The 19,877-nt window shown below is 73.0% G+C and carries 11 protein-coding genes; 3 read left to right on the top strand and 8 right to left on the bottom strand.

What is annotated here, in order from left to right; genetic code table 11:
• Window positions 1-28 precede the first annotated feature (28 nt).
• Entirely contained in the window at window positions 29-1,849 is a 1,821-nt protein-coding gene (locus ACFZDL_RS28515; RefSeq protein ID WP_353591817.1) for an HEXXH motif domain-containing protein, read from the top strand.
• A gap of 16 nt (window positions 1,850-1,865) precedes the next feature.
• Here the strand turns inward: ACFZDL_RS28515 and fxsT are convergent, their stop codons facing one another.
• The 5 genes from fxsT to ACFZDL_RS28540 all read right to left on the bottom strand — a co-directional run bounded on the left by fxsT (window position 1,866) and on the right by ACFZDL_RS28540 (window position 10,990).
• Window positions 1,866-6,317 carry an FxSxx-COOH system tetratricopeptide repeat protein gene (gene fxsT / locus ACFZDL_RS28520; protein ID WP_353591816.1) on the bottom strand — a complete coding sequence of 1,484 codons (4,452 nt, stop codon included), beginning with the start codon at window positions 6,315-6,317 and terminating at the stop codon, window positions 1,866-1,868.
• Entirely contained in the window at window positions 6,314-7,519 is a 1,206-nt protein-coding gene (locus ACFZDL_RS28525; protein WP_353591815.1) for a MoxR family ATPase, read from the bottom strand. The genes fxsT and ACFZDL_RS28525 overlap by 4 nt, the downstream gene beginning before the upstream one ends.
• The gene (locus ACFZDL_RS28530) at window positions 7,516-9,012 is read right to left on the bottom strand and encodes a hypothetical protein (RefSeq protein ID WP_353591814.1); all 1,497 of its coding nucleotides are present in this window, start codon (window positions 9,010-9,012) and stop codon (window positions 7,516-7,518) included. The genes ACFZDL_RS28525 and ACFZDL_RS28530 overlap by 4 nt, the downstream gene beginning before the upstream one ends.
• Before the next feature lie 203 nt (window positions 9,013-9,215).
• Entirely contained in the window at window positions 9,216-10,397 is a 1,182-nt protein-coding gene (locus tag ACFZDL_RS28535; RefSeq protein ID WP_353591813.1) for a hypothetical protein, read from the bottom strand.
• A 47-nt stretch (window positions 10,398-10,444) separates the two neighbouring features.
• The gene (locus tag ACFZDL_RS28540) at window positions 10,445-10,990 is read right to left on the bottom strand and encodes a hypothetical protein (protein WP_353591812.1); all 546 of its coding nucleotides are present in this window, start codon (window positions 10,988-10,990) and stop codon (window positions 10,445-10,447) included.
• 121 nt (window positions 10,991-11,111) lie between these two features.
• Between ACFZDL_RS28540 and ACFZDL_RS28545 the strand changes: the two genes are divergently transcribed.
• Both ACFZDL_RS28545 and ACFZDL_RS28550 read left to right on the top strand, forming a co-directional pair.
• A complete protein-coding gene (locus ACFZDL_RS28545; RefSeq protein WP_353591811.1) occupies window positions 11,112-11,600 on the top strand; it encodes a glutathione peroxidase in 489 nt (162 codons plus the stop codon).
• Window positions 11,601-12,046: 446 nt separating this feature from the next.
• Complete coding sequence (locus ACFZDL_RS28550) at window positions 12,047-16,762, top strand: putative T7SS-secreted protein (protein WP_391192760.1); 4,716 nt, start codon at window positions 12,047-12,049, stop codon at window positions 16,760-16,762.
• 57 nt (window positions 16,763-16,819) lie between these two features.
• Here the strand turns inward: ACFZDL_RS28550 and ACFZDL_RS28555 are convergent, their stop codons facing one another.
• The 3 genes from ACFZDL_RS28555 to ACFZDL_RS28565 form a co-directional block, all read right to left on the bottom strand.
• Window positions 16,820-18,658 (bottom strand): glycoside hydrolase family 9 protein, encoded by a 1,839-nt coding sequence (locus ACFZDL_RS28555; RefSeq protein ID WP_353591809.1) that lies wholly within the window; start codon window positions 18,656-18,658, stop codon window positions 16,820-16,822.
• A 187-nt stretch (window positions 18,659-18,845) separates the two neighbouring features.
• Window positions 18,846-19,286: a hypothetical protein gene (locus ACFZDL_RS28560; protein WP_391192764.1), complete on the bottom strand. Its 441-nt coding sequence runs from the start codon at window positions 19,284-19,286 to the stop codon at window positions 18,846-18,848.
• Window positions 19,286-19,837 (bottom strand): GDSL-type esterase/lipase family protein, encoded by a 552-nt coding sequence (locus tag ACFZDL_RS28565; protein WP_391192767.1) that lies wholly within the window; start codon window positions 19,835-19,837, stop codon window positions 19,286-19,288. The genes ACFZDL_RS28560 and ACFZDL_RS28565 overlap by 1 nt, the downstream gene beginning before the upstream one ends.
• Window positions 19,838-19,877: the final 40 nt, after the last annotated feature.

Raw genomic sequence — 19,877 nt, forward strand, 5'->3', positions numbered from 1 at the left:
ACGCAAGCAGCCGCTCTCCGGGTCACGGATGAGCCGCCACCACCGGCTGTCCACGGCGTGCTTCGAGGAGCTGGCGCATGGCGGTGGGGGAGCGGCGGCGATCGCCGAGTTACGGGCGGGCCAACGCAGCCGCCTCATGCTCCTGCTACGCGCGTTGACCGAGTTCGCCTCCCGCCATCCCCAGGTGCCGGGGCCGCTGCCCGCACCATGTGAGGCGTGGGAGCTGGTGATAAGGGCCGAGCGGCACAGCCCGCTGAGCGTGGAGCGGCTGCTGCTGCACCCACCGGTCGGCGCCTGGCTCAGCCGCTGTCTGCGCAGGTTGCGCGGCATCGTGGGGGAAGGAGAGCAAGAGACAACAGCGGTCCCGCTCTGGCTGGAGACCGGCTATCTGCACACCGTGGCCGCTTCGGCGGCTCTCCTCGCGGGGATCGACTTCAGGATCCCGGTCGGGGTCCGCGACGGCGGGGTGATGCTGCCGGCGCTGGGCTTCGTCGACCTCGCAGGCTGTGATGTCCCTGTCGCCGAGATCGTCGCCGACGGCGCGGGCGGCCGAGCCGTACGGGCCGGCTCGCGCGCTGTGCCGCTGCCTTCCGACCTCACCCTGGACGCCAAGGGCTGGCACCCCCTGAGACGGCTGCACGGCCGCCACCCCGACCACCCCTGCTCGCCCTACCTGGACGACCTCGACCCCTACCGGGACTTTCTGCGCCCCACCGCTCCGGCGCGGCTGAGCGAACCGGAGGCGCGGCGGTGGCAGGAACACTTCGACAGCGCCTGGGCGCTCGTCGCCGGGCAGAGCAATGTGGATCCGGCCGGTGTCGCCGGCTGTCTGCTCTCCGTCGTCCCCGTGCGGTACCCCGCGCGGACGGAACCTTTCAGCGCGTCGTCACCCGAGGCCTACGGCTGCGTCCTGCTGAACCCTCCCACCGATCCGGCCACCCTGGCCGCCTCGCTGATCCACGAGGCCCAGCACGTCAAACTGAGCGCCCTGCTGGACCTGGTGCCCCTGATGCACGGCGGCACGGAGGAGAGCCACTACGCGCCTTGGCGCATGGATCCCCGCCCGCTGCGGGGCCTGCTGCACGGCGTGTACGCCTTCTTGGGCGTCACGGCGTTCTGGCAGGCCTACAGACATGTTGCAGCGGACGAGACCACGCGGACCGTCGCGGAGTTCGAGTTCGCGCTACGGCGCGCGCAGACCTCCCACGGGCTCCGGACGCTGCGCACCCACGCGGACCTCACCGACCTGGGCGACCGCTTTCTGCGGGGGGTCGAGGACCGACTGGCCGCGTGGTTCACGGAGCCCGTGTCCGAGGGCCCGCTGCGCGCCGCCGAGGACATCAACCTCGATCACCGGCTGCTCTACCGACTGCATCATCTGCACCCGGACCCCGGCCGGACCGGGCAGTGGGCGCGGGCCCGGCGGCTGGGCCGGCCCGCTCCGGACACCCTCCCCACGACCGCGCTGCGTGCGTCCCGGACGGCGGTGGCGGCGCGCCCGGACCTCATGCGGCTGCGCCTGCGCGACCCGGCCGGCTTCGCCCTGCTGCGGGAGAAGCCGGAGGAGCATCCCTTCGACGGTGCGGACGCCCTGCTGAGGGCCGACCTCGACTGGGCCGCCGGGGACACCGTGGCCGCGCTGGACGGCTACCGCGATCGTCTCGCCGAGCGCCCTGACGACCTCCCGGCATGGTCGGGGCTGGCCCTGGCCATGCCCCCTGGCCCGGCCAGGGAGGCGCTGCTGGACTGCCCGGAAGTCGTGCTCGCGGTGCACCGGGCGCTGCGAGACCCGGCCGGCGGCGGCCCCGACCCGGTGGCTCTCGCCCACTGGATCGGGACCCGCCGCTGAGCGCCGAGGCCTCGCGTCAGAACGTGTACGCCTCCAGGTCGCAGTCCGCGCGGATGCCTCGAGCCGCCGCGATGGTCGCCGGGTGCTGGTTGCCCAGCACTCGGCGGAAGCGCTCCAGGGCGTCGTTGTGCAGTTCCTCGGCCGACCGGCTCTCGCCCAGGGCGCGCAGGTCAGCCGAGAGATTGACCGCGCAGGCCAGCGTGGTGGGATGGTCCTCGCCCAGCCGCTCCCGGCAGGCGGCCAGGGTGTCGGTGTCCAGGCTGTGCGCCTCTTCGTAGTCCGCCAGCGTGTACAGATCGCTGGCCAGGTTGATGGCGCAGGTGAGGGTCGAGGGGTGGTCGGCCCCCAGCGTCTCCACGAAGACCGGCAGCGTCTCCTTGTTGAGCGCCAGCGCCTCCTCCGTCTCGCCCAGCAGCCTGAGCGTGACGGCCAGGTTGGTCGCCGCGCTCGAGGTGTAGGGGTGCCGGGGGCCGAGGATGACCCGCAGGTCCTCCAGGGACTTTCTGCCGAGGTCCCGGGCGCCGGCCAGGTCGGCGTTCTGGCGCAGGTCCATGGAGAGGTTCATCTCCGCCGTGGAGATGTCGAGGTTGGGCTCGATATAGCGCAGCCGGTAGCTGTCCAGGGCCTGCCGGGTCAGTTCGATCGCCCCCTCGTGATCGCCCGCCTTGCGGCGGGCCACGGCCAGGGTGCGCATCGCGGCCACGAACGTGGGCGCGTTGGGTGGCACGCTGCGCAGCGCGAGGGCGAAGGTCTCCTCCTGCATGGCGCGGGCGGCGTGGTACTGGCCGATGCCGCGGGCGTCGCTGGAGAGGTGGGTGGAGAGCAGGATCGTGGTGAGGGAGTCCTCCCCGAGGACGAGGGCCGCGGTGTCGCGGGCGGGCTGGTGGATCTCCTGGGCGAGCGCGAAGTCGCCGACGGCGCGGAGCGCCAGACCGTAGTCGTTCGCGGCGGCCAGGGTGTACGGGTCCTCCTCACCGAAGACGCGGAGGGCCCTGGTCCACCGGTCCTTCTCCAACTCGACAGACCTGCCGAAATCCCCCCGCAGCCGGGCGCTGTTGGCGACCGCGCCCATGGTCGCGATGGTGTCCTCGTTGTTCTCGCCCGCCTGCGGATGGGCGCGCAGCAGCTCCAGGACCCGGTCGTTGAGCTCCCGGGCCTCCTCGTAGTGGCCGAGCGCGGTCAGGGCGTGGCCGAGGGTCCGGGAGGCCGACAGCGTCTCCAGACTGTCCTCGCCCAGGGTCTGGCGCCAGGTCTCCACCACCTGGCTGCCGAATTCGCGGGCGCCCTGGTGGTCCCCCCAGACGAACAGGAAGCTGATCAGGTTGCGTGCCATCTGCCGCACCCATTTGTCGTCGCACTCCATGGCGCGGGAGGCGCGGACATGGGACAGCAGATCGGCGTAGCGGGGCCAGTTGACGGGGGCGACGTCGTTGGGGTCGCCGTAGGCGAGCAGGACGTGGGCGCTGTGCCGCATGTCGGCCTGCTGCTGTGGCGACATCTGGCCCATCAGCACGGCCTGCACCAGCCGGTGCATTTCGATGGTGTTGTTCCGGTGATTGATTTTGATCAGCGCGTAGCGATTGATCTCACGGATCGCATGACCGAGCTTGATCGGGTCCTGCAGCACCTCCGAGAGCTCGGGGGAGAGGGAGACCCCTCGAACGCCGGAGAACAGCCGCCGCGAGATCGGCTCCGGAGCGAAGAAGGAGCACACCTGCAGTAGTTGCAGGGCTCCGGGATGGTGCTCCGCGAGCCGGCGCAGCGACATGTTCCAGGCCGCGGCGACCGGCTCGGGGTAGTCGACCGGGACGCCCTGGGCCAGCAACTCGGCGCGCCGCGTGCTGACATCGGCCCGCTCGTCCTCGAAGACGTGCAGATACTCGTCGACCGGCATCCCGGTCTCGGTGAGCCATGCGGCCGCCTGCTCGATCGCCAGCGGCAGATCGCCCAGCGCCTCGGCCACCCGGTCGGCCTGGTCGTCCGGCAGCTCCGGGCCCCGGCGCCGCAGCAGCTCGATGCTCTCCTCCCGGTCGAAGACATCCACCTCGACCGTGCGCGCGGCCCGGGACCACTGGGCGTTGCGGGAGGTCACCAGGATGCGGCCGGGGCCGCCGCTGGGGAAGAAGGGGCGTACCGTCTCCAGCTCTTCCGCGTTGTCGAAGACCAGGAGCCAGTCGCGGCAGGGGCGGCCGGTGCGCAGCGCCTCCAGCACGCTGGGCACGGCGATGTTCGACTCGAGGCCGACCTGCAGCCCGAGCCGGTCGGCCAGCTGGACCAGCGCCTGGCGGATCTGCTCGGGGCGCTCGGCCGGGATCCACCACACCGCGTCGTAGTCGGAGGCGTGCTGGTGCACGTACTCCAGGGCGATCTGCGACTTGCCCACGCCGCCGAGCCCGTGCAGGGCCTCCGGCAGCACGGCGGCCGTGCCCTCGCTGCTCAGACGCTCGTGCAAGGTGTCGAGCAACGCTTGTCGCCCGGTGAAGTTGTTGTTCCGGGGCGGGACGTTCCCCCAGATGGCCGGGGGATCCCCGGCGCGGCGCTCCTCCACGGCGGGCAGGGACCGGGCAGCGGTCACGGGCACAAAACTTCCTCTCTGGTGCTCACCCGCCGCGCCCGGCGTGCCGTGCGCCGACGGGGGTGATTCGTCCTTCGCGGAGGACCGGTCGGATCGGGACAAATAGGAGTCAGTCACGGCAGCCGCCTCGGGGGTCGAGCGTCCCCCATTGGGGGGATTTTCCCCATTCGGTGGGTCTTCAACTGGATTGCGTCGGCGTTCCCCCGGGCGGCCGAGCGCCTGATGCTCGAGCACGCGCGCGTGAAAGGTGCGCGCGCCCTCCAGATAAGGGCCGGAGAGCGCCTGGTAGACCTGCTCCTGGACCCGCATGTACGGCAGCAGCCGCTCGGTCTCGGGAAGGTCGGGCAGCGCCTGCGAGGGGTGGTTGAGCGCGTCCCGCAGGACGTGCAGGGGCTTCCAGCGGCGGCCGAGCCGGTCCAGGACGCTGCGCAGGATGTACAGCGACTCGTCCCGCATCCCCGCCGACAGCAGTAACTCACGTACGCCCTGATGGAACTCATAACCGATCCCGGTCTCGTCCATCGGGTCCGCCGCGCCGACCTTGCGCAGCAGCCCGCCCAGCAGGATCTCGGCGAGGTCGCCTGGGCTGCCCTGCGGCTCGTGCATGCCCTGGACGAACTCCATCACCGGAATGTTCAACGGCGCCGCCGCCAGCCGCGAGGCCAGCTTGAAGGCGCCCGGAGACGCGGTGGCGCGGAAACGGAAGACGCGGTCCCGGGCGGTGGGTTCCGGCTCCCGCTCCCAGCGCTCGGCCGGTACCCCTGGCAGCAGCGCGAGCGTGGGGCGGCCGTGCGTGGACGGCCGGGTCACCAACTGCGCCCAGCGGTGCAGCCAGCGTGCCTCGAGCTCCAGCACCGGGACCGGCGGCTCGCCGCCGGGCCAGGGGGCGCCGTCGGCGCTCTGCCAGGCGCCGTTGGGCGCGCCCGGCGCGGGCACCCGCACCCGCACCCGCTCGGGCGTCAGCCCCGTGTGATGCCAGCGGCCCTGGTTCAGGGTGTGCAGGACGGCGACCGTGGCGTGCCGGGCCCAGCGCGCCAGCGCCCGTTTGCCCGTCTCGTCGCCCCACGCCGCGCCGATGCCGTCGGTCAGCACCAGGACGGTCCGTCTGCCGCGGGGCGCGATCCCGTCCACCGGCGAGCGCCCGCCGCCCCGACCCCCCTGTCCCCCCTGTCTCCCTTGTCTCCCCTGCCTCCGGATCGCCCCGTCGTGGTGGCCCGCCGGGTCCGCGGGGAGCGGATGGTCGAAGTTGATCCGCTGCACACGGACCGTACGGAACGCGCCGGTGCGCTCGAGCACGGTCACCAGTTGGCCGACCGTCTGCCGCCACACCACCATGGAGCTGCTGCTGTCCACGACCAGGACCATGTCCATCCAGCGCTCCCGCACCGGTACGCAGCTGGGCAGCCACAGCCCGTCGCGCGCCGCCCGCTCGGCCGTGGTCTCCTCGTCGATCTCGACCTCGACCGGCGAGGGCGCGGTGCGGCGCAGCGGCCGCAGCGCCCGGGACAGGGCGCGCTCGGCGGTCGGCCGGGAGACGGCGGCCGGCCGGGGGGCGGGGGTGACGACATCGGCGGCGATCGCCTGCCGCGGGGTTTCGCCGGACCGGGCCGGGACGCCGACGAGCTCCACGGGGCGCGGTGCGGACAGGACCAGGTCGCCCTCGGGCTCCGGCTCCCCGTCCTCGGCGTCCGCGGGAGAACTCCGCGGCGGGTCCGGGGCGTGGGGCGGCTCCTGCGCGGGGGGCGCGGGGGAGGGCGGGGCGGGGGCGGGGCGGCCGGCCTCGCGGTCGGTCTCCGCGCTGCAGATCGTGAGCCATAACGCGTCGGCGAGCTGCTGCCAGTCGAGGTCCGGCCGGCCGTGCCGGGAGGACCTGGCGCCTGGGTCCTGTGTCATGTCGGGCCTGCTGCATCCAGCCGGTGCCAGACGGCGTGCAGTAGCTCCTCCCACTCGGGACCCGGGCGATGGGCCTGAGACGTCACCAGATACACCGCGTTGAGCAACTGGTCGGCCGCGAGACCGCCTTCGAGGCGGCTGCGTTCGAGGAACATCTGGATGAGTTCCAGGGCGCGCGGGTCGTCCGCCCGGCCGAGGTGCGCGGCCACGATGGCGGCGAGCCGGTCGGCATCCGGGTCGGGCAGCCGCAGCTGCAGACAGCGGCGCAGAAAAGCGGGCGGGAATTCCCGCTCGTCATTGCTGGTGATGACGACGATCGGAAACGCGCGGCAGCGTACCCGCCCGGCCGCGATGACGGCGCTGCGGTCGGGGTCGTCGGTGAGCACCCGGACGGCGGGGGTGCGGCTGCGGATGCGCACCAGTTCGGGAATGGCGTATTCGCCCGCCTCGAAGATGTCGAGGAGGTCATTGGGAAGGTCGATATCGCTTTTGTCGAATTCGTCGATGAGCAGCACGCGGGGCAGCCGATGCGGCAGCATCGCCGTGCCCAGCGGGCCGAGTTGGAGAAAGCCCCCGATGTCCTCGGGGCCGGGCTCGTGGTGCTCCGGATCCGCCGCCTGCCCGGCCGCCGCGGCGTGTACGCGGCCGACCGCGTCGTACTCGTACAGACCCGACCGCAGGGTGGTGCGGGTGGTGACCGGCCAGCGCAGGACGCGGCCGAGCCCCAGCTCCCTGCTGATGCGGTACGCCAGCGTGGACTTGCCCGTCCCGGGGCGGCCCGTCACCAGAAGGGGACGGCGCAAAATCAGCGCCGCGTTGACGACATCGGCCTCTTCCGGGTCCGACCGCATGCCGAGGGGGGCTGCGCCCAGCCGCCGGGCGGCGTCCTGCGCGTCCTCGGGCGGGGCGGGCGGCTCGGTCGGCGCATCGTCTGCCCCGTTCTGTAATACCTCGTTTGAAGGCTCCCGCGCTTCGGCCTCGATGCCGTCCGCGGGGCCCGCGGAGACGCCGTTGAACGTCCGCCACGGAGGAGGCGGCGGAAGGATCTCTTCCAGGCTGACGTCGTGTAAGGGGCGTCCGGTGCCCTGGTAGATCCACCAGGGGCGGGGGATGCCCGACGACGCCGGGCCGACGCCGGACATGGGGCCCGGATCACCGCCCGCGTGTCCGTTGTGCCGCTTCGTAGGCCCTGCGTCGGTCATCGACTGCCCACCCCCTCGTCCGGCCCCGCCACTCGCCCTTGCGTCCCCACGGGACGGGTCGGGTCGTCCCAAACGAGCATGACATGTTGCCCAAGGTGCCGTTCCCGCTCCGCGGAGCCGGTCCTCCCCTGGGCCTCCAACCGCAACTCTTTCACGGCTTCGCGGAGCCGTGCCAGGTCCCCGTTGGCCTCGACGGGTTTTTGTCTCAACTGATGGACCAGGTACGGGTCCCGGGGATGCCGCCGGTCCCAAATGACGACGGGGATGCCCGCCCGCCACGCCGCCGAGGCCTGCCGGTTCCCCTCCTGGCTCGTGCCCGGCGGCGCGTTCAGCACCAGGGCGAACACATGCTGATCGGCGTTGAGCCGGGCCACCAGGGCGCTCGGGTCACCCGAGCGCGGACTGTCCGGATCCGGCCCGTCCACGACCAGCTGCCGGGACCGCTCCGGCTGGGAGCTGAAGGTCTGCCACCGCTTCTTCCAGGGGCGGTACCAGTGCCGTTTCTGGCTGCGCTCCAGGCTCCGTACGACCACCGAGTAGCTGGAGCACAGCGGGGTGGCGAAGTCGCTGTCCAGCTCGTCGCGCCACATGTGCACCGGCAGATGGAGGTCCTCGGCGCTCAGCACGAACTCCAGGTGGACGCAGTGGGCGTCCTCCCACTCCACCACGGCCTCGTGCACCAGATCCTGTACGGCGCGCTCGGCCGTGGCGGCCGTGACCTTGCTGGCCGGGCCGCGGACCGGATACCAGCCCGTCGGGTCGTAGGCGTGCCACGAGGAGAGCTCGTACCGGCCGGGCTCGTCCTGCGGCAGCAGCTGGATCACCAGATAGGCGTCGATCGGCTCGGCCGGTGCGGCGTGCCCCACCTGCTGACGCAGCGACCTCAGCGCCGAGGTCAGCGACAGCCCGCGCGCCTGCTCGTCCGCCCAGCCCCGCAGCCGGTCGGCCAGCTCCAGCGGCCGGGCGGACGCGGCCAGGTACTCCACCAGGGCCAGGCTGGGCGGCAGGCCGTCCGGCCGCGCGTTCATCCGGCTCAGGGTCTCGAACGCGTGCCACGGGCCGGTGACCGGCGGCACCTCCTGCAGCGGCCCGGCCGCGCCCCGGCACAGCCGCGCCAGATGCGCGACCTCGAGCCCCTCAAGCAGCGAGCGCAGCCGCTCGGTGGCGTCAGGGCGCAGCGCCGGACGCGCCGTCATCTGCTCCATCACCGAATCGAGCTGTGTCATGGCGGTCGCGTCCGCCGGCGCCAGGATCGCGAGGGATTCGCGCAGCGCCCGCATGACCCGCTCGTTGTCCAGGCACTCCTGGGCCAGCTCCACCAGGAAATAGTCGGTCACCCGGTGGCTGCGGACGGGCAGCGCCGCGTCCAGCTCCCGGGCGACCAGTTCCAGACACAGCGCGCGGGAGTCCGGATCGATCAGGACCCGGAACTCCCTCAGCGCCGTGACGAGATGGTTGACCGATTTCAGGCCGCCTTCCCCCGTGGCCGCCATGCAAGACCTCCCGCGCCCCCATCACCGGTCCCCGCCGCCGGTGATCTTCTCCGGAACCCTGCCACAGGCGGTCCGCGCCCGGCCCGGACTCCGGACAACTTGTATGCCCGGAACTCCTCACCTGACACCCCGTGAGACGCGTAAGTCGCGCCCGTCACACCACGCCGGCCGGCTCCGCGGCAGGTCAGCGGGGTGCGCCGCGGTCAGCCGAGGCCGAGCAGCTTCAGCCGGGCGATCAGCTCCGCCGTGGCCGGGGCGTCCGGCGCGATGACCGTGAGGACGTCCGCCAGCTGGGCCCATGCGCCGTACGCCTCGCAGGTGCGCAGCAGGGACAGAGCCTCGGGCCGGCTCGCCGACTGCCGGGCCACCGCCGTGCCGACGCCCGGCAGCTCGTCCAGCAGCTGCTGCCAGCTGGCCGGGGACGTCAGCCCGGGGACGGTCAGCAACAGGTCGGTGAGCGCGCCCAGTTCACGGATCGTCAGCTTGCGGGGCGCGGTGGCGGGGCGGGCCGGGGGAGTTGCCGCGTTTCCGGTCGCCGTCACCGTAGCCGTCGCCGGGCCGGTCGCGGCCGCCGGGCCGGTCGCCGTCGCCGCGGGCAGCCGGCGGAGGAGTTCGAAGGCGAACGCCGCCGCGTGCCGGGAGGCGACGGGCTGCCAGTGCTCGTCGTGCGCCTCGTCCTTGTCGGCGAGCAGATCGGAGATCCCGCGGATCACCAGGGCGTCGACGTGCCGGTTGACATACGCGCCGGCCAGGAAGCCGAAACCCTCCATGTCCACGGCCACCGCGTCGCCCGCGCCCGCCGTCAGCCGGCGGCCCACCTCCGAGCGCTGGTGCGCCACCACCCGGCCGCCCGCCGCGATCGGTTTGACATGGGCCCTCGGGCGCGGCACGTTTCCGCCGCTCCGGGCGGGGCGGATCCCCCGCTGCCACTCGTCCCCGGCGGCGACCATCCTGGCCAGCTGGACCAGGTCATATGCCGACTGATGGGTCTTCTGGCGGGGCAGGAAGGCGTCCTCGGTGTCCTTGCCGGTCTCGTAGTCGTACACCGCCTCCGCGGCCACCACATCCCCCAGGCCCACGTCCTTGCGGCCGCCCGCCACCCCGACGAACAGCAGCGTCCGCGGGGCGAAGAGCGCCGAGGCCCGCTCCACCAGGGCCGCGGCGCCCGGATTTCCCGGGCCCGTCATATGGATCGCGACCGAGGTGCCGGGGTGGCCCTCGCGGAAGACGCCCACCTCGAACAGGGACCCCCGCTCCGCCGCCACGGTGCGCAGCTCCTCCAGATGCGCCCGCACGGCCCGGTACTCCACCTCGAGCGCGGTGAGGATGACCACCTCCGCCCGCCCGGCGCTGCCCGCCGGCCCCCCGTTCCCGTCAGACCACACCTTGTCCCCCTAGGTCGCGCATGTCCGGCCCGAGCGGTCCCATGGTGTCAGGGACGGTGCAGATCCGCGTACAGCACGATCTGCACCGTCAACACCGCGATCAGCAGGGTTTCGGCCACCGAGATCGCGACGAGCGGCGCGTCGGCCGGGCCGCAGCTCCAGTAGACGGTCAGGGCGGCGACCGGCGCCACGGCGAAGAGCAGCAGGTCGGCCGCGAGCTGCAGCCGCTTCCTGGAGATCCGGCGGCGGTCGTCGCGGTGGGCCGTCTCCCAGCCGAAGACCCGGGCCCGCTCGGGGACGAGCGCGGCCAGCCGTGGGTCCAGGTCCTGGCGTATGTAGCGGCCGATGGCCGAGATCTTCTCGTCGTTGACCAGATAGGTCCAGCCCAGCAGCACCGAGGCCGGGGGCAGCAGCAGAAGCAGTTCGGGCCGGCCGCCGCCCTGCAGCGAGAAGGTGATGATGGCCGCCATGGAGGCCAGCGTGGCGTAGAGCAGATTGTCCCGGAACCCGATGCGCGCCCGCTGTTCTTCCTTCACCTGCTCGTATTCCACGATGAGCAGCCTGCCGACGACGGATTCCTCGTCCCGTGACACACATCCCCCTGGCGAGCTCTCGCGCCCCAAGACCCCGGACCACCGAGCGTAACGGCAGAGCGCCGACGGCAGCGCATAGATTTGCCATGCACCGACGGAACGACGAAGGCGAGTTGCACCGATGAGTCTGTACGACATCCCCCTGCGCACCCTGTCCGGTGAGCCCACCACCCTCGGCGCGCATCAGGACACGGCGTTGCTGCTGGTCAACGTGGCCTCCAAATGCGGGCTGACCCCGCAGTACGAGGGCCTGGAGCGGCTGCAGCAGCGCTACGCCGAGCGCGGTTTCACCGTGCTGGGCTTCCCCTGCAACCAGTTCGCCGGCCAGGAGCCCGGGAGCAGCGAGGAGATCCAGACCTTCTGCTCCACCACCTATGGGGTCTCCTTCCCGCTCATGGAGAAGATCGAGGTCAACGGCGAGGGGCGGCATCCGCTGTACGCCGAGCTGACGAAGACCGCGGACGAGGCGGGCGAGGCGGGCGACGTCCAGTGGAACTTCGAGAAGTTCCTCCTCTCGCCGCGCGGCGAGGTCGTGGCCAGGTTCCGGCCGCGGACCGAGCCGGAGGCGACGGAGGTCGTCGCGGCGATCGAGGCGCAGCTGCCCCGCTGAGCACCGAAGAGCGGGGGACGGGGGAGCGGGCAATCCCCGCACACCGGGCGAACACCCCCTCACCGGCCCGCGGGGAAACCGCCCCACGGGCCGGTGAGCCGAAGGGAGGCGGCCGCCCGCGCCGGAGGCGCTGATGTCGCTGTGAAAGGGAGAGCGCGCGGAGGCCGCGAGGTACGAGTGGCCGAGGCTGCGATCGCCGCGCGGCGGAGCCGCAGATCGACTGCAGCCGGCTACCGCCGCGTGGTCGACCGTCGACAGGGGGCTGTAGCGCCCCGGCGGGGGCACCTCCCAGCGGTAGCCGGGGGAGAACCGAGCCTCGAAAAAGGGGGCCCGGCCGCGTACCCGCTTCCTCAGAACCTGCTCAAACCCGTGGCCTGGACGCTCTCGGTGGCCCGCGGCGCAAGTAGGCTCACTGCGGCACCAGCACACGTACGGGGGTACACGCGGTGGGACTCGGGGATTTCATACCTGACCCGGTGCAGCGCTTCGTCGAGGACCAGGTGGAGAACCTCGGCGAGGCCGTCGACGGGGCGGGCGACTTCACCGCCGACCGGCTGGACGACATGGGCTGGTCCGACGGGGCCGGCTGGGTCCGGCGTACGACCGACTCGGCCGCGGACGCGCTGGGCGCGGACGTCGAGGAGATGCGGCTCGACCAGACCGAGGACCCCAAGCGGCTCGTCCACGGCAGCCCCGACAAGCTGCGGGCCACGGCCGACCACCTGACCACCTTCGAGAACGCCTTCAACGACGTCGGCAAGGGGCTCCAAGGGGTCGGCCCCGCCGCCCTCGACGCCCTGAAGGGACAGTCCGCCGCGGCCTTCACCCGGCGGGTGTCCGCCGAGCCGAAGAAGTGGTACGTCGCGGCCGACGCCTGCGGGAAAGCGGCCGCGGCGCTGCGCGAGTTCGCCGAGACGGTGGAGTGGGCCCAGAAGCAGGCCGACGAGGCCGTCCGCACCTACCGCAGGGGCAGGCAGGCCTCCGAGGCGGCCCGCGCCGCCCACCCCGCCGGGGCGCCGGCCCACCCCGCCGGGGCGTCCGCCGGAAACGACCCGGGCAGCGCCGACATGGAGGCGGCCCAGGACATCCTCGGCGAGGCGCGGCGGCAGCGGAACACCGCACACCTCACCGCCCAGCGTGCGGTGGCGGCGGCGCGCGACAAGGCCCCGCGCACACCCTCGTACCTGCGGCGGGCGGCGGACGGGGTGGACGGGCTGCGGCTGGACGGGAGCCACTTCGTCGGCGGCGTCGTCAAGGGCACGGCCGGGCTGGTGGGCTTCGTCCGCTCCATGAACGCCCTGGACCCCTACAACCTCACCCACCCCGCCGAATACGCCACCCGCCTCAACGACACCGCCGCCGGCCTGCTCCGGATGGCCAACGACCCGGACACGGCGCTGAAGGCCATGTGGGACTCCTTCCAGAAGGACCCCGCGGAGGGCCTGGGGCGGCTGGTGCCCGAACTGATCGGCACCAAGGGCCTCGGCGGGGTCCGGTCGCTCGCCACCGCGGGCAAGGACCTCGCCAAACTCGCCGAGCGGGCGCCGGGCAGGGGCTGGAAGCCCAGCAGCTGGAAGTGGAAGTTCGGCGGCCACGCACAGCTCGAGAAGGACGGCGCCGCGCCGCACAGCGTGCCGGACCACGCCAAGACCACCGGCCACACCGACCCGGTGGACCTCGCCACCGGCAGGATGTACCTGCCGCAGACCGATGTGTCCCTGCCCGGCCTGCTGCCGCTGGTGTTCTCCCGCAGGACCGAGTCCGGCTACCGCGCCGGGCGCTGGTTCGGCCCCTCCTGGTCCAGCACGGCCGATCAGCGGCTGGAGATCCTTGCCCGGGGCGTCGTCCTCGTCGGCGCCGACGGACTGCTGCTGTCCTACCCGCACCCCGCCCCCGGTGTGCCGACCCTGCCCGAACTGGGCCCCCGGTGGCCGCTGGAGCGCACCCCCGGCGGCGACTACACCGTCACCGACCCGGACACCGGCCACGTCCGGCGCTACACGGGACCGGTGGGCGTGGGACCCGGCGGGGACGGCGAGGCGCCGCTGGCCGAGATCTCCGACCGCAACGGCCAACGCCTCACCTTCACCTACGACACCGACGGCACCCCCACGGGCATCGTCCACGACGGCGGCTACCACCTGACGTACGCCACCGAGGGCGGCCGGATCACCGCCCTGCGCCTGGGCGGGACCGAACTGGTCCGCTACGGCTACACCGACGGCGACCTGACCGAGGTCACCGGCTCCGCCGGCCTCCCGCTGCGCTTCGAGTACGACAGCGACCACCGGGTCATCGCCTGGACCGACACCAACCACCGACGCTACGAGTACGTCTACGACGACCGCCACCGCGTCGTCTCCGAAGGCGGCACCGAAGGCCATGTGTCGCTGGTCATCGACTACGACGGCGCCGGCGCCGGCGACGGCGTCGACCCGGACACCGGCCACCGCGTCACCACGGTCCGCACCCCCGAGGGACACACCACCCGCTACCTGGTCGACGACCGCTGCCGGATCGTCGCCGTCACCGACCCGCTCGGCAACACCGTCCGCACCAGGCACGACCGCCACGGCCACCCGCTGGCCCACACCGACGCGCTCGGGCACACCACCCGCTACGCGTACGACGAGGCCGGCCGCCTGACCCGGCTGACCACACCGGACGGCCACACCCGCGGCATCGCCCGCAACCGGCTGGGGCTGCCGGTGGAGTTCACCGACGCCGACGGGACCGTGTGGCGCCACAGCTACGACGAGCGCGGAAACCGCACCGCCACCACGGACCCCGCCGGCCACACCACCCGCTACACCTACGACGAGCGCGGTGCCCTGACCTCGGTGATCGACCCCCTCGGCGGGACCACCCGAATCCGCTGCGACGCGGCGGGCCTGCCACTGGAGATCACCGACCCGCTGGGCGCCACCACCACCTACCACCGCGACGCCTTCGGCCGCCCGACCGCCGTCACCGACCCGCTCGGCGCCACCACCCGCCTGGAGTGGACCGTCGAGGGCAGGCTCGCCGCGCACACCGACCCGGGCGGCGCCCGGCAGACCTGGGCCTACGACGGCGAGGGCAACTGCGTCGCGCACACCGACGCGCTCGGCCGGACCACCTCGTACGAGTACACCCACTTCGACCTGATGGCCGCCCGCACCGGGCCCGACGGCGCCCGCGTCGAGTACACCTACGACACCCGGCTGCGGCTGACCCGGGTGACCGACCCCCAGGGCCTCACCTGGACCTGTGCGTACGACCCGGCGGGCCGCCCGCTGAGCGAGACCGACTTCGACGGCCGTACCTCCAGCTACCGGTACGACGCCGCCGGCCGGCTCGTCTCCCGCACCAACCCCCTGGGCCAGACCGTCCACCTCACCCGGGACCCCATGGGCCGGATCGTGCGCAAGGAGGCGGACGGCCGGGTCACCACCTTCGACTGGGACCCGGCCGGCCGACTGGCGTCAGCCGCGGGCCCGGACGCTGGGCTCGCCTTCCACCGCGACCTGATGGGCCGGGTCAAGTCGGAGCTGTCCGGCGGGCGGGTCCTGGCGCACACCTACGACGCGCTCGGCCGGCCCGTCCGCCGCGTCACCCCCTCCGGCGCGCTGTCCTCCTTCGCGTACGACGCCGCGGGCCACCGCACCACCCTGAAGGCCGGCGGCCACACCATCGCCTCCGCGTACGACGAGGCCGGCCGCGAGACCTCCCGCCGCATCGGCGCCGGCGCCACCCTCGCGCAGATCTGGGACCCGGCCGGCCGCCTGACCGAGCAGACCCTCGCCGGCCACCCCCCGGCCGCCGAAGGCGCCACCGTACAGCGCCGGGTGTACACCTACCGCGCCGACGGCCATCTGACCGGGGTCGAGGACCACCTGCGCGGCGCCCACGGCTTCGAGCTCGACCCGGCGGGCCGGGTCACGGCCGTCCACGCCCCCGGCGGGCGCGGCGAGAGCTACGCGTACGACGAGGCGGGCAACCAGACCTACGCCTCCTGGCCCGCGCCCTTCGCATCGCACTCCGACGCCACCGGCCCCCGCACATACACCGGCACCCGCGTCACCCGCGCGGGACGCGTCCGCTACGCGTACGACGCGGCGGGCCGGATCACCCTGAAACAGCGCACCCGGCTGTCGCGCAAGCCGGACACCTGGCGGTACACATGGGACGCGGAGGACCGGCTGACCTCCGTCACCACCCCCGACGGCACCGTCTGGCGCTATCTGTACGACCCGCTGGGCCGGCGCACCGCCAAGCAGCGGCTCGCCGCCGACGGCGAGACCGTCGTCGAGCGCGTGGACTTCGTCTGGGACGGCTCCACGCTCGTCGAGCAGACCACCACCGGACAGGCCCGGCCCGAGCCGACCACCCTGACCTGGGACCACCACGGGCTCAGCCCGGTCGCGCAGACCGAGCGCGTCACCGACGAGATGGGCCGCCGGGAGATCGACCGCAGATTCTTCGGCATCGTCACCGACCTGGTGGGCACCCCCAGCGAACTCCTCGACGAGAACGGCGACATCGTCGCGCGCCACCACGCCACCCTGTGGGGCGCGACCGGCCCCGCGGCGGCCGAGGAGGCGCAGACGCCACTGCGCTTCCCCGGCCAGTACCACGACCCCGAAACCGGGCTCCACTACAACCTGTTCCGCTACTACGACCCGGAGACCGCCCGCTACACCAGCCCCGACCCGCTCGGCCTGGCCGCCGCGCCCAACCCCGTCGCGTACGTGGCGAACCCGCACGCCTGGGTCGACCCGCTGGGGCTGTGCCCGTGTACGCCCGGTTCGCGGCCGGGTGGGCGGCCGGACGGCGAGACCGTTCTCAGCGGCCACGGCGCCATCTGGTCGGAATCCCTCCGTCCGGGCGAAGAGGACCTGATCACGGTCCCGAAGGGAACGAGACTCCTCCTGTACGTCCACCACGGCGAGACCCTCAGCGTGGACATGGGCAACCTGATCGAGCTCGGCACCCGGCCGCTGTTCCCCGCCGAGGTCGTCGAACCGGGCCAACGGGTCCTGAACTACTCGCTCTTCCCGCCCGACGGTCTGACGATCATGGGCAATCCGAGGACGGTGACGAGGGAGACCCAGCTCTCGGAGCTGCTGCAGCCGAACATGGGCAACGTGCACTGGGCGGCGTGCCGGGAGGTCATCCCCTGAGCGGGGGCTCCCGGCCCCCGCTCAGGCCACTCAGCCCATTCAGCCCACTCAGCCCGCTCAGCGCTCCGCGGCGAACGCGACCAGCCAGGCCAGCGGGGCGTTCCAGTTGATCGCCACCTCATTGGTCGAGTACGAGCCGATGTCGTCGATGTAGCACTTGGCCGCGGCACACCCCGGCAGCTTCTCCTGCGCCACCGGGTCCTGCAGGGCCGAGTCCGGGCCGCCCGCGAGCGACCCGGCGGGCGGGTTGGGCAGCGAGGCGTCCGCCTGGTGGGCCCAGAAGCGGTGGTGCTGGTTGTGGGACGCCTGCTCGCCGTAGCCGGACACATAGGACTGGCCCAGCGCGTTGCGGCCGAGCAGATAGTCCAGCGCCTCCAGGGCCCCGTCGCGGTAGCGCCGCTGCCCGGTCAGCTCGTACGCGACGGCGATCACGCTCGCGTTGTTGGCCACCTGGCCGTTGGAACCCCACACATAGCCGTCCACCGGCAGCGGCACCGCATAGCCCTGGCCCGCCATGGCGGCCAGATAGCCGTCGGCGGCCGAGACCACCGAGGCACGGACCCGGGCCCGGTCGCCGGCGGCCAGCCCGTTCGCCACGGTGGCCAGGGTGATCCGGCCAAGGGCCGCGGTGTCCGGCCAGGCGAAGCCGAGCGGGGTGAACGCGTCGGCCGAGGTGTGGAAGGGCGAGGAGGTGACGGCGTCCCGGTACGCGCTCTCCCCGGTGGTCGCGTACAGCTCGGCCGCCGCCCAGTAGAACTCGTCGCCGACCCGCGTGTCCCCGTACGCCCCGCCACCGGTGGAGTCCGAATCCGGCGCGAGCACGCTCGGGTTGGCCTTCGCCGCGGTCCAGGCGCGGCGGGCGGAGGACAGACAGCGGGCGGCGAAGGCCTTGTCGTACGGCGCGAACACCCGGGCGCACTGGGCCGCCACCGCCGCCAGGTTGAGCGTCGCCGCGGTCGACGGGGAGTGCAGCTCGCGCGGCTGGGAGTCCTGCTCGGGCCGGGTGGGCAGACCGGTCCACTGCGCGTCGTGGATCTTGTGGAAGGCCATGCCCGCCCGCGGCTTGCCCTCCGGGATCTGCATCCGCATCAGGAACTCCAGCTCCCAGCGGGCCTCGTCCAGCACATCGGGCACGCCGTTGCCGCGCTCGGGCACCCGCAGCGTGGCGTCCCCGAGCGCCGCCTGGTGCCCCGAGCGCTTGGCGCGCTCGAAGGAGTTCACCGTCTGCCACACCGCGATGCCGCCGTTGACCACGTACTTGCCCTGGTCACCGGCGTCGTACCAGCCGCCGCGGACATCCCGGGCGTAGTCGCACACCCCGGTCTGGCACGGCACGTTGGTGTCCCCCTTGTTCGGCGCGACGCCGAGGTGTCCGGCGGGCCGGGCGTACGCCGCCCCCGCCAGCGACGCCTCGATCGGAATTCCGCTGCGCTGCTGGTAGAAGAAGGACATCGTGTCCGCGCGCAGCCCGTCGTACAGATCCGCGCGGATGTCGAAGGGGTGGCTCGTCCGGCCGTCCACGGTGAGCGTGTAACCGGTACCCGTGCCCTGGTACGAGGAGAAGTCCACCAGGTGCGTGGCGTCGCCCGAGGCGGCGTCGGCGCCGCGCACGGTGGTGGTGCCCGAGGCGGCCACCGCGCCCGTGTCGTTGCGCAGCTGCCAGGGCAGCGCGGTGGTGGCGGTGGTGACGACGGTGGCGCGCTTGGGGCCGGAGGGCAGATAGCCCAGCTGGTTGACCTGGACCGCCGAGGGCGCGGCCAGGGGGGTGGCGCCGGTGCGCGCCCCGCCGGGGGCGGCGGGGGCGGCTGGGGCGGCTGGGGCGGCGATCAGCAGCAGCGCGCCGGCCAGCAGTGCTGCGGCGCCGCGGGCGCCGCGCGGACGGGGGCGAGCGGGCATGGCGGACCTTTCTGTCGCGGCCGGTGTCCGGCCACGCGCGTGCCGGACACCGGGTGTCGGGGGTCGGGGGTCGGGTCGGGTCAGGAGCGGTGGACCGTGGCTTCCTTGGCCGTGGCGCCGATGCCGTTGGCACCCTTGAATATCCGCCGGCCCCAGCTGGTGAGGGCGGCCGGGTCGAAGGTGGTGGTCATGTCGAGGTATTCGACCCCACCGCTGTTGCCGCTCCAGGACCAGCCCAAATAGCCGATCCCGAGCGACTGCGCGGTCGCCATGATCGCGTCCTCGTCCGGGTTGCCGTCGGCCGGTTCTGCTTGCACTGCGCGACGACGTTGGCTACATCGGCCGTGTCGTTCTTCGTCCAGCGGTCCCCGGTGCTCAGCACCACGCGGACCGTGTTGGCCTTCAGGGCCTTGATGTCGGACAGGGCCTTGGCGGTCCTGGACGCGTACCAGGTGTGGGCGTGGTTGACGCCGCGCATCACGAAGTCGCTGCCGTTCCCCTCGACCAGACGGCCGTTGCTGACATGTAATCCGGTGGCCGCGTGGGCGGTCGGGGCGAGGGCCAGGACGGACATCAGAACGGCGGCGACGGCGCCGAGCGCGGCGCCGGTGCGGGTGGGGCCGCGCATCACCGGCTCCCGGGGGTGCTCGGGGTCCGGTCCGTCCGACCGGGTGTCAGCAGCCTGGTGAGCGCGGGGTACCAGCGCGCGGCTATCTTGAGCGTGCCGTAGGCGGCCAGGATCCGGTCCGGGGCGGTATTGCTCCAGACGTCGTTGGTGCCGAAGTGCATGACAACGATGTCCGGACGGGTGGCGGAGCGCCAGCCGGGCAGCTGGTTCTGCTGGGCCACGGCCGTCGCCAGGAAGCCGCCGTGGCCCTCGTTGTCGCCGTCGTACGGCACCCCGCAGCCCTGCGGGCCGAGCGTCCCGACGAAGTCGACGGAGGTGTAGCCGGTGCTCTGCAGCTTGTTCCAGAGCGCCGCCCGCCAGCATCCGGGCGAGCCGGTGATCGAGTCGCCCAGCGGCATGATGCGCACCGGCGCGGAGGCCGCGGCGGTGGCGGCCGCGGGGTCAGTGGCGGAAGCGGTGTCCGGCGCGGGGCCCAGCGGCCGCATCGCGGTCAGGGCCAGGGTCAGCGCCGGGATCGCCAGGAGTGTCCTCAGAAGCCTCTTTCTCCGCACGGCCGTTCCTCCTCGGCTCGGTGGGGGGTCTGGGAGCGCT

The organism is Streptomyces sp. NPDC007917 (assembly GCF_042959105.1).
In the GTDB taxonomy this organism is placed as follows: domain Bacteria; phylum Actinomycetota; class Actinomycetes; order Streptomycetales; family Streptomycetaceae; genus Streptomyces.

Bases quoted from the DNA above. Each gene is read 5' to 3' on its own strand.
- ACFZDL_RS28555 (WP_353591809.1), bottom strand. From the start codon at position 18,658: ATGCCCGCTCGCCCCCGTCCGCGCGGCGCCCGCGGCGCCGCAGCACTG.
- ACFZDL_RS28525 (WP_353591815.1), bottom strand. From the start codon at position 7,519: ATGACCGACGCAGGGCCTACGAAGCGGCACAACGGACACGCGGGCGGT.
- ACFZDL_RS28560 (WP_391192764.1), bottom strand. From the start codon at position 19,286: ATGCGCGGCCCCACCCGCACCGGCGCCGCGCTCGGCGCCGTCGCCGCC.
- ACFZDL_RS28515 (WP_353591817.1), top strand. From the start codon at position 29: ATGAGCCGCCACCACCGGCTGTCCACGGCGTGCTTCGAGGAGCTGGCG.
- ACFZDL_RS28545 (WP_353591811.1), top strand. From the start codon at position 11,112: ATGAGTCTGTACGACATCCCCCTGCGCACCCTGTCCGGTGAGCCCACC.
- fxsT (WP_353591816.1), bottom strand. From the start codon at position 6,317: ATGACACAGGACCCAGGCGCCAGGTCCTCCCGGCACGGCCGGCCGGAC.
- ACFZDL_RS28530 (WP_353591814.1), bottom strand. From the start codon at position 9,012: ATGGCGGCCACGGGGGAAGGCGGCCTGAAATCGGTCAACCATCTCGTC.